This is a genomic window from Amycolatopsis rhabdoformis, assembly GCF_035918295.1.
Lineage (GTDB): Bacteria > Actinomycetota > Actinomycetes > Mycobacteriales > Pseudonocardiaceae > Amycolatopsis > Amycolatopsis rhabdoformis.
Map to the genome: position 1 here is coordinate 6,835,522 of NZ_CP142149.1, position 15,217 is coordinate 6,850,738.

At 68.0% G+C, this 15,217-nt stretch carries 16 protein-coding genes; 14 read left to right on the top strand and 2 right to left on the bottom strand.

Annotated elements, in window-relative coordinates; genetic code table 11:
• Positions 1-61: 61 nt before the first annotated feature.
• Positions 62-1,348: an ATP-grasp domain-containing protein gene (locus VSH64_RS31430; protein WP_326566367.1), complete on the bottom strand. Its 1,287-nt coding sequence runs from the start codon at positions 1,346-1,348 to the stop codon at positions 62-64.
• Between the two features lie 184 nt (positions 1,349-1,532).
• Here VSH64_RS31430 and VSH64_RS31435 point away from each other — a divergent pair, with 184 nt between their 5' ends.
• From VSH64_RS31435 to VSH64_RS31480, 10 genes are all read left to right on the top strand, one after another.
• Positions 1,533-1,679 carry a hypothetical protein gene (locus tag VSH64_RS31435; protein WP_326566368.1) on the top strand — a complete coding sequence of 49 codons (147 nt, stop codon included), beginning with the start codon at positions 1,533-1,535 and terminating at the stop codon, positions 1,677-1,679.
• A complete protein-coding gene (locus VSH64_RS31440; protein WP_326566369.1) occupies positions 1,676-2,428 on the top strand; it encodes a tyrosine-protein phosphatase in 753 nt (250 codons plus the stop codon). Before VSH64_RS31435 ends, VSH64_RS31440 begins: the two co-directional genes overlap by 4 nt.
• A gap of 153 nt (positions 2,429-2,581) precedes the next feature.
• Entirely contained in the window at positions 2,582-3,520 is a 939-nt protein-coding gene (locus VSH64_RS31445) for an acetaldehyde dehydrogenase (acetylating) (protein WP_326566370.1), read from the top strand.
• Positions 3,517-4,575, top strand: coding sequence for a 4-hydroxy-2-oxovalerate aldolase (dmpG, locus tag VSH64_RS31450; RefSeq protein ID WP_326566371.1), 1,059 nt, complete (start codon positions 3,517-3,519; stop codon positions 4,573-4,575). The genes VSH64_RS31445 and dmpG overlap by 4 nt, the downstream gene beginning before the upstream one ends.
• On the top strand, positions 4,562-5,737 hold the full coding sequence (locus VSH64_RS31455) for a histidinol-phosphate transaminase (protein WP_326566372.1): 1,176 nt from the start codon (positions 4,562-4,564) through the stop codon (positions 5,735-5,737). Before dmpG ends, VSH64_RS31455 begins: the two co-directional genes overlap by 14 nt.
• 73 nt (positions 5,738-5,810) lie before the next feature.
• Positions 5,811-6,803, top strand: a complete 993-nt coding sequence (locus VSH64_RS31460) for a beta-ketoacyl-ACP synthase 3 (protein ID WP_326566373.1) — start codon at positions 5,811-5,813, stop codon at positions 6,801-6,803.
• Positions 6,804-6,856: 53 nt separating this feature from the next.
• On the top strand, positions 6,857-7,105 hold the full coding sequence (locus VSH64_RS31465; protein ID WP_326566374.1) for an acyl carrier protein: 249 nt from the start codon (positions 6,857-6,859) through the stop codon (positions 7,103-7,105).
• Positions 7,102-7,572 (top strand): cobalamin B12-binding domain-containing protein, encoded by a 471-nt coding sequence (locus VSH64_RS31470; RefSeq protein ID WP_326566375.1) that lies wholly within the window; start codon positions 7,102-7,104, stop codon positions 7,570-7,572. The genes VSH64_RS31465 and VSH64_RS31470 overlap by 4 nt, the downstream gene beginning before the upstream one ends.
• On the top strand, positions 7,573-8,853 hold the full coding sequence (locus VSH64_RS31475) for a methylaspartate mutase (RefSeq protein WP_326566376.1): 1,281 nt from the start codon (positions 7,573-7,575) through the stop codon (positions 8,851-8,853).
• 75 nt (positions 8,854-8,928) lie between these two features.
• Positions 8,929-9,561 carry a 2OG-Fe(II) oxygenase gene (locus VSH64_RS31480; protein WP_326566377.1) on the top strand — a complete coding sequence of 211 codons (633 nt, stop codon included), beginning with the start codon at positions 8,929-8,931 and terminating at the stop codon, positions 9,559-9,561.
• Between the two features lie 40 nt (positions 9,562-9,601).
• Here VSH64_RS31480 and VSH64_RS31485 read toward each other — a convergent pair whose 3' ends face one another.
• Complete coding sequence (locus VSH64_RS31485; RefSeq protein ID WP_326566378.1) at positions 9,602-10,834, bottom strand: cytochrome P450; 1,233 nt, start codon at positions 10,832-10,834, stop codon at positions 9,602-9,604.
• A gap of 446 nt (positions 10,835-11,280) precedes the next feature.
• Here VSH64_RS31485 and VSH64_RS31490 point away from each other — a divergent pair, with 446 nt between their 5' ends.
• The 4 genes from VSH64_RS31490 to VSH64_RS31505 all read left to right on the top strand — a co-directional run bounded on the left by VSH64_RS31490 (position 11,281) and on the right by VSH64_RS31505 (position 15,178).
• Positions 11,281-11,937, top strand: coding sequence for a 2OG-Fe(II) oxygenase (locus tag VSH64_RS31490; RefSeq protein ID WP_326566379.1), 657 nt, complete (start codon positions 11,281-11,283; stop codon positions 11,935-11,937).
• A gap of 47 nt (positions 11,938-11,984) precedes the next feature.
• A complete protein-coding gene (locus tag VSH64_RS31495) occupies positions 11,985-13,349 on the top strand; it encodes a B12-binding domain-containing radical SAM protein (RefSeq protein WP_326566380.1) in 1,365 nt (454 codons plus the stop codon).
• On the top strand, positions 13,346-14,470 hold the full coding sequence (locus VSH64_RS31500; protein WP_326566381.1) for an aminotransferase class I/II-fold pyridoxal phosphate-dependent enzyme: 1,125 nt from the start codon (positions 13,346-13,348) through the stop codon (positions 14,468-14,470). The genes VSH64_RS31495 and VSH64_RS31500 overlap by 4 nt, the downstream gene beginning before the upstream one ends.
• 66 nt (positions 14,471-14,536) lie before the next feature.
• Positions 14,537-15,178, top strand: a complete 642-nt coding sequence (locus tag VSH64_RS31505; RefSeq protein WP_326566382.1) for a 2OG-Fe(II) oxygenase — start codon at positions 14,537-14,539, stop codon at positions 15,176-15,178.
• Positions 15,179-15,217 lie beyond the last annotated feature (39 nt).

Consider the following 15,217-nt stretch of genomic DNA (forward strand, 5'->3'; position numbering starts at 1 on the left):
GGGGCAGACCTGCTCGGCGAACGCGCCTGTCCCCGCGGAATGAGTACCTGGAGCAGGGCCGTCAAGAAGAAATCGGTGCAGGCCGCACCGGCCGTCGCGGTGCCTTCCAACGGTCGGGCACCGGATTGGTCCGATTTTCCCAGACGACGTTGTCGTCCCACCAGTGTTCGACCTGCCGCAGCTCCGCCTCGATGTCCGGCTCGGTGAGCCGGAAAATCATCTCCGCGACGTGGGGTCCGATGGTGGCTGCGCCCTCGTAGGTCCGCCCGACGACACCGAGGGGGCGGTAACTCACCAGCCCGGGCAACGAGCACGAGTCGGGCAGCGCACGCAGGGTGCCCCTGGCCGGCGGGAACCAGCCGAAGCCGAGCCGTTCACCGCTCGGGCGAATGTCCACCTGCTCGGCGCGTCCGGCCTGGCCGAGCAGGCTGGCGCCGTGGAGATTGATGCCCAGCACGGCTTCGTGGGTGTCGACGATGAGTGCCGCACCCACCCGGCTGGCGATCTCGCAGACGACCAGGCGATCGTCGTCGGTCTGGAACACCTCGAGGTGGAACGCGCACAGGTTCGGCGGCGAGGGCAACGCCGCCACGACCCGTTGCGCGCACAGGCGCAACCGCTCGGACAGCGGGTCTTCCTCGGGCATCATCCCGATTACGCCCGGGGCATCGAACGCGACTCCGAACCAGTCGGAGTAGAGGTTGCGCGACGGCACCGCCAGAACCAGCTCGCCACCCTGCATGAGGCCGTTGACGTGGTAGAACTTGCCCTCGACCCACGCCTCGGCCAATCGGACGGATCCGGGAGCAAACGCCGGGACACCGCGCAGAGCCTGCTCGTCGATCAGCACCTGGGTGCCGTTCGACGCGCCGGAGTCGAGTTCCTTGAGCACGACCGGATAGCCGACCTGCTGCGCGAACTCGGCCAGCTCGTCTTTGGTCTCGACCTTGCGCATCGGCGCGACGTCGATCCCGGCCGCCGCCAAGGTCGACTTCATCACGTACTTGTCCCGATACGCCGTGGCCGAAGCGAGACTCTGGCCGGGTAGCTCGAGCGCGGCCCGGATTCGCGCCGCGAGCAGCACCTCGCGTTCGCCGAGCGACAGAACCCGCCTCACGCCGAACCGCCGGCCCAGCTCGATGAGCGCGTCGTCCGAGACCTCCGCAAGGCTGGTCACCACCTGCAGATGCCGAAACCGCCGCGCGTATTCGGCCTCGTCGCCCGGGGCGATGTCCGCCTTGGTGGTCACCACAACCAGCTCTCGCGCGGCATCCGGGAACCACTCGAGCAAGCGCGACACGATGCGCTTGGTGTTCAGCAAGAGAAACGGACCCTGTTCGGCCGCCATGTTCACCCTCCAGCCAGTCGTTGTGCCCACGGATTCCCAGTGCCGTTGTCCCTCTGACGGTGGCGCGTAATGCCTGCCGTTCCCTTACCTGCCCGAAATCCGGGCGTGCAAGGGAACGGCAAGGAACCGGTAAGCGGCAGCGTCCAGACTCGGGTCCCGAACTGATTCGCGCGAAGGAGATTACGTGCTGACGTCTGATCCGCCCCGGCAGGAACGCACCGAGCCCTTCCCGCTCCTGCGCGGCCGTGACCTGCCCGACGACGACGGTTTCGCCACCGGCGAGTCCTCGTCCGCGGCGAAGTCGACGGCCCGCACGCGCTCGTCGTGGTGACCACGCCGCACCGCTTCACCACCCGCACGATCACCGTGCCCGGCTTGCCGAACGTGCGTGACCTGGGTGGTCTGCGCAGACCGGACGGCGCCCGGTTACGCCGGCGCATTTTGGTCCGGGGGCCCGCACCGTCGCTGCCCACCGCACCGGCGATCTCCGAACTCGGCATCCGCGCCATCGTCGACCTGCGGCTGCCCAGGGAACGCCAGACCTTGCCGGGGCCGGAGCACACCGGTGCCACCGTGTTGCCGCGTCCGGTGTCCGGCGACATGAGCCGCATCCGGGGCAACCTCCGGCCGCGGCCGAGCGACTACCTGGCGAACTACCGGGGAATGCTCGTGCGCGCGGCCCCGGTCGCCGCCGAGATCGTAGAGCTGCTCGCCGAGGGGGCGGCCACCCCGATCTACGTCTGCTGCACGGTCGGCAAGGACCGGACCGGGGTGGTGAGCGCTCTGGTCCTGCGAGCGCTCGGGGTGCGGATGGCCGACGTCGCCGGCGACTATGCGCTGACTGCCCGCGCCTACCGCGCGCTGGGGCCCGACGATCCCCGGCCGAACTGGACCTACGTCGACACGCTTTCCCAGCTCCGGCGCCGGACCGCGACGCCGGCGGCGACGATGCGTGCCTTGATCACCGGGATCGAGCACGAACACGGTGGGGTCGCGCAGTTGCTGACGCGCCACGGCCTCCGTGAGGCCAGCCGGCTGCGCTGCATCGCGACAGTCTTCAGCTCGCCCGTGCGCAAGTGAAGGAGAAGAACATGACGTGGAGGTCGAAGCACGGATGACCCGGTACGCCAAGGGATGCTGGTTCGAGCCTCACACCGACCGTCCGGACGAAGCCGTGCCGCACCTGTCCTCTTTAGACAACGACACCAACGCCACCTGTGGCTGGAGGCTCGCATGACAACCGTCGAGGAAACCGGGACACGGGAAGGCGGCCACAGCGCGAAAGCAGGTGCGCGCCTGAACGTGTCGGTGATCGGCGCCGGAGTCATCGGGGTCGACCTCACCACCAAGATCATGAGCTCGGACCACCTCGACCTGCGGCTCCTCGCGGGCCGGGATGCTGCCACTCCGGGGCTGCGGCGGGCGGCCCGCAGCGGCGTGCCGGTGGCGAGCGAGGGCATCCAGTCCCTCCTCGACGCCGAGGACGATTTCGACGTCGTGTTCGACGCCACCAACGCGTCGTCCCACGCCGAGCACGCGGAGAAGCTCGCGGCGTCCGGCGCCCTGCTCATCGACCTCACGCCCAGCCGGGCCGGCCACATGGTTTTCCCCACCGTGAACAGCGCGGACATCAGCGCGCACCGCGACATCAGCCTGGTGACCTGCGGCGGGCAGGCGTCGGTACCGATCCTGCACGCGATATCAAAGGTGCACGAGATCGACTACATCGAAGTCGTGACCACGGCCGGCACCCGGAGCGCGGGCCGCGCCACGCGCCTGAACCTCGATGAATACCTGGAAACCACGCAGGAAGCGGTCCGCCATTTCACCGGGGTCGAGGACGTCAAGACGCTCGTCAACGTCAGTCCGGCCCGTCCTCCGGCCACCTTCCGCGTCGCCATGTACGTAGTGGGAAGGGATCTCACCACCGACTCGGTGCGCGCGGCGGTGGCCGAAGCCGCCGAAGAACTCCGCACGTTCGTGCGGGGCTACGCCGTGAAGGTGTGCACCGTGAAGGAATCCATGGCCTTTGTGTCCGTGGAGATCACGTCAGCCGGCGATCGCCTGCCTCAGTACGCCGGGAACATCGACATCATCAATTCCGCCGCGATCCGGATCGCCGAGAGTTACGCGAAGGACCGGCTCTCGGCGGCGAGCAGGGAGACGTCATGAGCCAGGTAGCGACCCGAGACTCCGCCCCGGGCAGGCCGATTCAGATCCACGACGCGACTCTGCGCGACGGCCAGCACGCTGTCCGGCACAACCTCGGCGCGGACCAGTACCGTGCCTACCTGCGGGCCGCCGACGCCGCGTCCGTTCCGGTGGTGGAAATCGGCCACGGCAACGGATTGGGTGCGTCTTCTCTTCAGGTGGGCCGGGCTCGGCTGAGCGATGACGAGATGTTGTCGCTCGCCAGGGAGAACCTGACGAACAGCAAGCTGGGCGTGATCCTGTTTCCGGGCTGGGCCACGACGAAGGACATCAAGAAAGCCCTCTCGTACGACGTGGACCTGGTCCGTCTCGGCACTCATTGCACCGAGACCAGTCTGACCGAGCGCCACCTCGGCTTCCTGCGCGATGAAGGCGTGGAGGCGCACGGCATTCTCCTGATGAGTCACATGGCCGGCCCCGATGAGCTCGCCGAGGAATGCGCGCGCCTGGTCAAGTTCGGTGCGACCGGGGTGGGCATTCTCGATTCTTCGGGCCATTTCCTGCCCTCGGACGTCACGGAACGCATCCGGGCCATGCGGGCCGCCGTCGATGTGCCGGTGATGTTCCACGGACACAACAACCTCGGCATGGCCGTCGCGAACTCGATCGCGGCCGCCGAAGCAGGCGCCGGCATCCTCGACGCGTGCGCTCGGGGCTTCGGCGCCGGCGCCGGCAACACCCAGCTCGAGGTCCTGGTGCCCGTGCTCGAACGGCTGGGGTTCCGCACGGGCATCGACCTCTACGGCCTCCTGGACGCCGCGGACCTCGCCCGGCGAGAGCTGATGCCCGCGCCGCCCACGGTCGACTCCATCTCCATCGTCAGCGGGCTGGCCGGCGTGTTCTCCGGGTTCAAGAACCCGGTGCTCGACATCTCCGCACGCGAGGGCGTCGACCCGCGCGATGTCTTCTTCGAACTCGGCCGGCGGCAAGCGGTCGCGGGCCAGGAGGATCTCATCCTCGAGGTGGCGCTGGCCGTGCGCGACGCCCGGATCGGGGCCGGCCATGACGAGCAGTGAGATCGGGACGGGAAGACCACGCGGTCGTGCTCCGTTCCTCGAGCAGCGGACCGGTTTCCCGGAAACCGCTTCCCCCGCGGTGGAGCCGGCCCGCGTCCGCCAGGATGCCGGGCTCGCCCCCTTGGCCGGCAACGGCCTGGTGCGCGCGGCGGATGGCCGCGCCTACCAGCTCGGCCGCAACGAAAACCCGTTCCCTCCGCCCGCGTCCGTGATCAACGCGATTGTCCGTGCCGCAGCCGAGGCTCACCGGTACCCGGATGCGCCTTGCGAAGCGCTGTCCGCAGAACTCGCCCGGCGGTTCGGCGTCTCCTCGGACCGGATCGTGGTGGGTGGCGGGTCGATCGCGCTCATCCACGCGTTGCTCGAGGCGACCACCGAGCCGGGAGCCACCGTCGTCTACTCCTGGCCCTCGTTCGACGGCTATCCGCTGCTCGCCGACCTCGCCGGGTTCCGCTCTGTGCGAGTGCCGCTGGCCGAGGACGGACACGACTTCCCCGCCTTGGCCGCGGCTGTCGACGAGCAGACGCGTCTGGTACTGGTCTGCAACCCCAACAACCCGACCGGCGAGGCCGCGAGCGACGACGACCTCCGGCGATTCCTCGACTCGGCGCCTCCGACCTGCCCGGTGCTGCTCGACGAGGCCTACTGTGAGTACGCCCGGGATCCCGGCCTGGGTGTCCGGCTACTCGCGTCGTATCCGAACCTGATCGTCGCCCGGACGTTCTCCAAGGCCTACGGACTGGCCGGTCTGCGCGTGGGTTACCTGATCGCGGATCGCTCTCTCATCTCCCGGGTCCGACGCCTGGTCATGCCGGGCAGCGTCAACGACGTCAGCCAGGCCGCCGCGATCGCGTCGCTCGAGGCGGAGGCCGAACTCCTCGACCGGGTCCGGCGCACGGTCACCGAACGCGAGCGGGTCCGCGCCGCGCTGCTCGCCCTGGGATTCGACGTTCCGCCCTCGGAAACGAACTTCCTCTGGCTGCCGCTCGGCAGTCGTTCGCAGGCGTTCGCCGCCACGTGCGCAGCGGCGGGGATCAACGTGCGGACCTACGCGGACGAGGGCGTCCGCGTGACGATCGGGGCCGCGCAGGACAACAACGTCTTCCTGGCGGCGGCCGAGCACCACGGATGGATGCGGGCGGCCCGCACTCTCACGCCTTGATCCGGCCCGTTCCGCACAACACCTTCGGCAACACCCCCAAAAACACTGATTCCCAGCAAGCAGGGAGTACCTCATGAGCGTCACTTCGCTGCGGTTGGCCCCGGCGGCACCGGGTGCCCGCATCGTCGGCTGGGGCAGCTCGCAGCCGGATCAGGTGGTCACCAACGACGACCTGGCCGAGAGGGCGAACACCGACGACCAGTGGATCCGCGACCGGACCGGCATCGTGAGCCGTCGCATCGCCGACAAGGACACCCTCCTGGTGGACCTGGCGGTGGACGCCGGCGCGAAAGCGGTCGCCGATGCCGGCCTGAGCCCCTCGAACATCGACACGGTGCTGGTCGCCAACTGCACCATGCTCACCCAGCTCCCGAACGCGGCCGCGCAGGTGGCGTACCGGATCGGTGTCACCGCGCCCGGCGCGTGTGATCTCAACGCCGCGTGCGCCGGCTTCTGCTACGGCATCGGCATGGCCTCCGACCTGATCCGCTCCGGCTCCGCACACAACGTGCTGGTGATCGGCGCGGAGAAGATCTCCGATCTGGTGAACTGGGAAGACCGCTCGACCGCCATCATCTTCGCCGACGGGGCCGGCGCCGCGGTGGTCACCGCGGCGGAGTCCGCCGCCACGGTGGGGATCGGCCCGTTGGTGTGGGGCAGCGCGGGCGATTTGGCCGAGGCCATCAAGGTCGTGCAGCCGGGCAACTACCTCACCCAGCAGGGCCAGACGGTCTTCCGGTGGGCGACGACGAAGATCGCCCCGGTCGCGCTGCGAGCCATCGAGCTGGCCGGCCTCACCCCGGCCGACATCGACGTGTTCGTGCCCCACCAGGCCAACCTGCGGATCGTGGACGCGATCGCGACACGACTGTGCGAAGCGGGCGCCAGGCCGGACATGCGGGTCGCGCGGGACGTCGTGCACTCGGGCAACACCTCCGCGGCTTCCATTCCCCTGGCGGTCGACCACATGCGGTCGGCCGGCGAGATCTCCCGGGGCGACGTACTCCTGCTCGTCGGGTACGGCGCCGGGCTGGGCTACGCCGGCCAGGTCGTCCTCTGTCCGTGACCTGACAACCCATTTCCGAACCTGTGCGATTCACCAAACGAAAGGGAAATCTCATGACCAACGAAACCGTGCTCGCCGGCCTCGTCGAAATCGTCGCGGCCATCGCCCGGGTCGACACCTCCGAGGTGACCGCCGAGAAGTACTTCACGGATGACCTCGACATCGACTCACTGGCCATGGTCGACGTCGCGGTCCGGGCCGAGGACAAGTTCGGCGTGAAGATCCCCGACGACGAGCTGGCCAACCTCAAGACCGTGGGCGCCACGGCGGATTACATCGCCACCCTCATCGAGACGAAGTGACCGTGACTGACATACATCCCAGGAACGCCAGTGGGCAATTCATCGTGACCAGCGTGTCCTCGGACGCTCACACGTGGAACCTCGTTTTTCTCCAGCTCCTGCTCGAAGAACACGGCGGGCAGGTCGTGAACCTGGGGGCGTGCACTCCGGACGAGCTCATCATCTCCGAATGCAGCCGAGTCCGGCCGGATGCACTGGTGATCAGCACGGTGAACGGGCACGGCCACCTCGACGGCCTGCGCCTGATCAGGAAGATCCGCCAGAGTCCAGAGCTGGCCACCCTGAAGGTCGTCATCGGCGGCAAGCTGGGCGTGCACGGCGCTCGAAGTACGGGGTTCGTCGAAGAGCTGCTCGAGAACGGCTTCGATTCGGTCTTCGAGGCGGACGTCGGACTCGACCGGTTCGTCGATTACCTCGGGCTGACCTCGTCGGCGCCGGCTCTCCTCTCGAAAACCCGGAGCAGTTAGATGGAACCCGCGCCCGGCCCCGGACGCTTCACCCGCTTCATCCGGCAAGCTGCGAAGGAAAAGCGACTGGTTGTCCAGCCGCGAATGGGGTTCGGCACGGTCGAACAGATGCGTGCGGGGCTCGAAGCGGTCAGCGAAGTCGGGGCAACCACGGTCGGCACCATCACCGTGGACAGCTTTACCCGGGTGAACGACTACTCCTCAGCACAGCTGGCCCTCAAGAAGGGCGAGGACCTGAACGGTTTTCCACTGGTGACCCACGGTGCGGCGGTGACGCGCCAGATGCTCGCCGGAATCGCGGGTGACGATTTTCCGGTGCAGGTAAGACATGGCTCGGCCTTGCCCGGGGAACTGTTCGAAGGGTTGATGGCAGCCGGCGTGGACGCCACCGAAGGCGGTCCTGTCTCCTACTGCCTGCCCTACAGCCGCGTTCCGCTGTCGCAAGCGGTCACCGCGTGGGCGGAATGCTGTGAACTGCTTGCGCGGTCCCGTGAACCGGTGCACCTGGAGAGCTTCGGCGGATGCATGCTGGGACAGCTGTGCCCGCCGAGCCTGCTCATCGCGTTGAGCGTCCTGGAAGGACTCTTCTTCCGGGAACACGGACTGCGTGACATTTCCGTCAGCTACGCTCAGCAAACTCATCCGCAGCAGGACATCGAGGCGATTTCCGCCCTGCGCGCACTGGCGGCCGACTGGCTCGGAGACACCCACTGGCATTCCGTCCTGTACACCTACATGGGTGTTTATCCACGCACTCGGCGAGGCGCGTACGGGCTGCTGGAGACCAGCGCGAGGCTCGCCGCCCAGTCCGGCACCGAGCGGCTGATCGTCAAGACCGCGGCGGAAGCCATCCGAATCCCGTCGATCGCGGAGAACGTTCACGCCCTGGAATTCGCTGCCTCCGTAGCCGAGCAAGAGCTGGCCGCTGAGCCGGCCGTGGTCCCGGATTCCGGAATCTATGAAGAGGCTCAGGCGATCATCAGGCACACTCTGGCTTTGGGCCGCGACGTGGGATCAGCGCTCATCCGCGCGTTCGAGCTCGGACACCTCGACGTTCCGTTCTGCCTGCACCAGGACAACGCGAACCGCTGCCGGGCTCGGATCGACGGCCGCGGCTGGCTGACCTGGGTCGATCCCGGCGGGGTGCCGATCCCCCGGGCAACCGGCATCGCCGCGGACCGGCAACGGCTCACGGCCCGAGGTCTCGTGGACATGCTCAGCTACAACGAACGTCGGTACGACCGGGAACTGGCGAGCTCGCCGGCGCGGCGGCTCAGCTGACCGGCAAGATCCAGCGCGTCGTCGTCTTCCTCCGAGAAAGTGTTCTGACCCGACGTTGGCAACCAGGGGTGTGACGTGATCGATTTCGAGGTTCAACTGACCGCCGCCGAGCAGCCGTTCCGGCACCTGCGCGGGTCCGGTCTGCTCACTCCCGGCCAGGTCCAGGACTTGCGGGACACACGGCCCGCGCTGGACCGGTACGTGCGAGCTGACCGGTCGACCGGACCCGCGCGGCGCCGCTACCGGCTCTACGCGCTGGAAATCTTCGACGAGTCGACCGGCTTGCGACCTCGCTTCGACGAGTTTTCGCCGCCGTGGCAAGAACTCATCGCGGATGTGCTGTCCGAGCGCTTCGACGAATGGCTGCGCGCCTCAGCCGGGTTCACCGAGCACTACACGCATCGGACCTGCGGGATCTACACCCACACCGACGGTGATTTCCAGGACGTCGGCACCGGCAAGCTGGACAAGCGGTTGTCGATCTCGATCAGTCTCAACCCCGACTGGCCGAGCGACGGGCGAGGCGACATGGCGTTGTGGTCGGGGCCGAGCGACGTCGGCGAACCCGTTGTCCGCGTTCCGCCGCTGGGCGGCACCTGTTTCGTCTACTCGCCCTCGCCGACGACGTGGCACGGCATCGTGCCGGTCGCACCTCATCGTGGCCTGGTCCGCAACTGGATCGGCCTGACCTACTACAACAAGGCATAGGCGACCGGCACGCGTCCGAATGTCGGTGGTGCCGCTTCCCTCAGAAATTCACCGGCACCTGGTAGATACCGAAGATCGCGGCGTCGTTCTTGTACGGCAACTCGTCGGCCGGTACGGCCAGCGACAAGTTCGGCAGCCGCCGGAACAACGTCTCGAAGACGATCTCGAGTTCCACCCGGGCCAGGTTCTGGCCGAGGCACTGGTGCATGCCGTAGCCGAAGGCGATGTGGTGGCGCGAGTCGCGGTGGAAGTCCAGCCGCTCCGGGTTCGCGAAGACCTCGTCGTCCCAGTCGGCGGCCAGGCCGGACACGACGATTCCCTCGTCCTTGCGAATGGTCACACCGCCGAGCTCGATGTCCTCGGCGGCCACCCGCGCGATCAAGTTCTCCCCGATGCTGAAGTAGCGCAGCATCTCGTCGGTCGCCGAGGGCAGCAGCGACGGGTCGGCCATGACCTGAGCCTTCTGCTCCGGGTTTTCCAGCAGCGCCACCACACCCAGCGAGATCATGTTCGCGGTGCTCTGGTGCCCGGCGATCAGCAGCAGGACCGCGGTGCCGACGATCTCGTCACGCGTCAGCACCGGAGTCTCCCGGTTGCGCGCGATGAGACGGCCGATCAAGTCGTCGGTGGCAGCGCTCTGCTCCTTCTCGATGACCAGGGTCTCCAGAAGGTGGTTGATCGCCTCGGAGGCCGCGGTGCGCTCCTGCACCGAAATGGTCCGGTCCACCAGTTTGCGCGCCCACTCGTGGAAGCTGTCCCGCTGCTCGTAGGGCACACCCAGCAGCTCGCAGATCACCAACGACGGCACCGCCAGCGACACGTGCTCCACCAGGTCGGCCGGATGCGGTGCGGCCAGCAAGTTGTCGATGCTCCGGTCGACGATCTCCTGCACGCGTGGGCGCAGCGCGGCGATCCGGCGCAACGAGAATTCGCTGACCAGCATCCTGCGGTGGTTCCCATGATCGGGCGGGTCCAGGAAAATCATGGACCGGCGCGTGTTGAGCCGACGGACGCGCTCGCCCGCCGTGCGCTGCTCGGGCGTCATCCTCCCCGGGAACGCCGGGTGCCGGCGGTCGGAACTGACCCGCGGGTCGGCGAGCAGCTTGCGGGCCAGCTCGTGGTTGGCGACCAGCCAGGCCGGTTGGCCATCGGGCATCCGCACCCGGCTGACCGGCTCCTGCTTACGGATCTCCCGGTACTCGGCCGGCGGACGCATGGGGCACTCGCGGGCCATCGGGAACGACGGAACTTCGTGGTCGAGCATCTCGCTCATCGGATCCGCTCCCCAGCGGTCGAGTCGGTCGGGGCCGGGTCGGCCTCTTCCGGCGGTGGAGGTGAACCGGTGACGGGAGTTCGCTTCACCTCGACCGTCCGGTTCCGAACGAGAACCAGCTTGTGCCCACGACCCTGCCGACGGCTTGTCGTCGCGCTGACCAGTCGCCGCCGGCAACCTTGCGGCGGCGCAAGCGGTTTCGAACCGGACGTCCGGGTTGATCAAGAGCGCGTCTTCCCACCGTCCGTTCGCGGACACAGTTCAGGGCCCCGCCAGTGTTGTCGGCTCACTTGCCGTGTGATGGCGCACCGGTTTGCGAAGACCTTGCCGATCCGCGACGGCCGGACGGCAAGGCCTCGGCAGGGGCTCGCCTCCACGCTAGGGGTCAGATCGATTCCTGGCCTTCGGCCGTCGCAGGAATCCCGACTCGACCCCAAGGAGGCACCGTGGTGCTGACGCTCGATTCAGCTCTGGAGGAACGCACTCGGCCGTTCCAGCTCTTCCGCGGCCGCGACCTGCTCGGTGGCGATCAACTCGAGCAGTTGGTCTCCACCATGCCGACCGCCGACATCGCGGAGATCGCGGTCGAAGACCCGCGCCACGAAAAGCAGTACCGGATGAACCTCGTGGACCTCGTCGTCCTCGAGGAGGACGCCCCCGTGTTCCCGCACCTGCCGGCCATCTGGCGCGACCTCGTGGAAGACCTGCGCGGCGCGGAATTCACCACGTGGCTGGAAGAGGCCACCGGGATCAAGCTGGCCGGCCTGCAGCGCAGCATCGGCCTCTACACCCACCGCAACGGCGATTACCTGTCGGTCCACAAGGACAAGCCGACCAAAGCGATCACCGTGATCCTCTACCTGAACCGCGACTGGCCGATCGAGGCCGGTGGCCAGTTCCAGATCTTCGAATCGCCGCGCTCGGGCCCGGCGGAGGAGATCAGCCCCGTCGGCGGTCAGCTGCTCGCCTTCCCTCCCACCGACAAGTCGTGGCACGCGGTCTCGAAGATCGAGCACCCGGAGGGGACCGAGCGCATCACGGTCCAGATCGAGTACTGGCTGACCACCGAGCTCGCCGGCTCCGCGTACCGGCCGCAGAACTGACTTTCCAGCGCCCGGCACCCGCGGTGCTGGCACCGAAAGGACCACCCATGGCAACGACCTCGGACCAGCCCGAAAAGATCCTGGTGATCTGGCCGCCGCAGGTGCTCAGCTACTTCAACGCGGGACACCACCTCGCTCTCTACCAGGTCGCCGGTCACCTGCGCGCCACCTACCCCGGCGCGCACGTGACCGCGATCGACGCCAGTGTGGAGCGCCTGACCTGGAAAGACATCGGCAACAAGCTCTTCCGAGAGCAGTACGACGTGATCGCCGTGATGAACGAGTTCGACGGCATCGACGGGTTCCGCCGGTTCGTCGCCTACGCCAAGGCGTTGATCCCGACCACCTCGATCGTCACGTTCGGCAGGCTGTCGGGGGTCAACCCCCATTACTTCGAACGCTTCGACATCGACGCGATCGTGGAGAACGGTGACTTCGAGGCCGGTGTCACCGCCGCGATCACGGCCTTCGCCGACCGTACGACCGAAGCCGCGGGGGTGCACCTTCGGCGCAACGGCGCCTGGGTCGCGCCGGCTCGCCGGGGTGACCTGCTCCCGGCCGAAGACTGGTACCTGCCCACGCCCAGCGAGATTCCCCACGCGCTCTACGACGTTCTCTACTTGGACGACGCCAACAAGTTCTGCGGCATTCCGCGCCGGCGCGAGCTGGTCGTGCCCGCGGCTCGCGGGTGCCCGATCGGCTGCTCCTACTGCGAGGTGCCGCTCATCTTCACCAAGCAGGAACGGCGGCTCACGGTCGAGCGGACGATCCGGTACATCGAGGAGTCGTTCGACGCGGCACCGTTCGAGTACGTGGCGTTCTACGCGCCGACGTTCACTTTGGACAAGAAGTGGATGGACGAGCTCTGTCGGGAGCTGATCAGCCGCGGGTCTCCGTACCCGTGGAAGTGCGCGACGACGATCCACCACCTCAGCGAGGACCTGATCCGGAAAATGGGTGCGGCCGGTTGCATCCGCATCAGCGTCGGGCTGGAAACGCTCGACCCCGAGGGCAGCTCGTCGCTGCCCAGGGCGAAACAGAAGTCCACCATGGACCTCGACCGGCTTTCGGCCTGGTGCGCGGAGTCGGGCATCGAGCTGAACTGCTTCGTCATCGTCGGGTTGCCCGGCACCACGATCGAGGGGGTCGAGGCGACGATCGAAGCCGTCCGGGAACGCGGCGGGCGCGCCCGGCCGACCGTGTACGCCCCCTGGGAAGACGCCCGCTCCGACCTCCTCGACCACGAGATGGCCGCGTTCAACCGGCAATTGTTCGTGCCGGACACCCACACGTTGACCGACGACGAGCTGGCTCGTGCCTACGACATCATCTTCGGGAGGCAGCCGGACGTCACGCAGGTGTTCGAGAACATCCCCGCTCACCCCGTGGGTCTGGCCCGGCGTCCGGCATGACCGACGAGACGCTCGTGACGACGCGGGAGCGGGTGAGTTCCCCGTTCCGCCAGGAAAGCAGCGGCCAGTTCCGCAACCGGCGCATCCGGGTCCCGAACGAAGTCAACCTCAAGAGCTGCGGACTGCTCGACAGCCGGGCCGCGGCGGTGCACCGGGCCACCCTGGCGGTGTTCGACTCGAAGGACGTGCTGACCTACCCCATCCTGCAACCGGTCTACAGCACGCTGGCCGACCGGTTCGGGGTGGACGACGATTGCCTCGTCCTCACCGCGGGCAGCGATCCCGGGTTGAACCTGCTGACCCGGGCGTTCCCCCGGGTGTCGCGGATCGTGCTCCACCAGCCGAACTTCGACGGGTGGGCGAAGTTCGCGGCGATCTCGGGGTGTGTCCTCGACCCCGTCGCCCCGAATCCCCAGACCGGGCTGTTCGACCTCCGTGACCTCGCCCGGCGGCTGTCCGGAGGAGCGCCGGCGTTCGTCGTCGTCACCACACCGCACAGCTTCACCGGGCAGGTGCACGGCGCCGACGAGCTGGCCGAGCTGGCCGCCGCCGTGGCGGAGCACGGAAGTCTCCTGATCGTGGACACCGCGTACTTGGCGTTCACCGAAGGCGGCGAAGAGCTCGTGCGCGGGCTCGCCGGTCTGCGCCACGTCGTGCGCGTGAACACGTTCTCCAAGTGTTTCGGGCTTTCGGGCGCCCGGATCGCGGTGACGATCGCGCACCCGGCGATCGCCCGCCACCTGTTCGATCTCGATCCGGAAGGCTCGGTCTCCACACTCGCCCTCGCGCTGCTGCAGCGTTCGCTGCGGGAACAGGCCGTGTTCACCAAGATCTGGGCCGACGTGCGACAGCTGCGGGAGCGGTTCGCGACCGAGGTCGAGCGAGCGGTACCCGGCTGGCGCGCCCGGCCCAGCGGCGGAAACTTCGTGACCTGGGACGTCCCCAGCCCGTCGGCCGCCGCATCCGCGAGCCGGCACCTCCTGGACCAGGGCATCGTCGTTCGGGACCTCTCCGGCGCGCCGGGGCTTCCCGCCGCGGTCCGCATCGCGGTCGCGAACCAGCCCGTCGTCCGCCGCGTCGTCGCCGCGCTGGGCGGCTGGTACCGCGGAGCGGTGGCGTGAGCACCCGCGAGACCACTGCGTGCCCAGCGCTTTCACCTACCCCCGTTTCACCTGTGAGGAAATGAAATGCCCCTCGTCGACATCGAGACCATCAGCCGGGCCCAGCTCGAGCAGGATCCGTTCGACCACGCCGTGATCCCCCGCTCGTTCGTCACGGACGACATCGCCGAGAACCTGCGCAGCGAATTCAGCGATGTCGGCTTCGAGCAGTCGGAGCGCACTGAAGAGACCCGGTCCGACAAGCAGTACCGGATGTTCAACCGCAACCTCGTCACCGCGGGCGTGGTGGACCAGGACCAGGTACGCGCCCTCCCCGAGAGCTGGCAGCTGCTCGTCGAGGACGTCGTTTCGAAGTCCTACCGCGAGGCGGTGTCCGCGCTCACCGACGTGTACCTGGACCAGTGCCAGGTCGAGGCCCGGATGACCCGGTACGCCCGGGGTTGCTGGATCGAGCCGCACACCGACCGCCCGGACAAGGCGGTGACGCACCTCTTCTACTTCAACGACGGCTGGAACGCGGACTGGAGCGGCGATCTCCACCTGCTCCGCAGTGCCGACATGAACGACTGCGCGAAGCGGGTGCTGCCGACCACCGGAACGTCCGTGGTGCTCGTCCGCTCGGACCGGTCTTGGCACGGCGTCCCGCCGGTCGCCGAAACCTGTCCCGTGGACCGGCTGGCCTTGCTCGTGCACTTCGTCCGCCCGTGATCGCGCGGATCCGAGCCCGAGCCGGGACGGCTTCGGTGG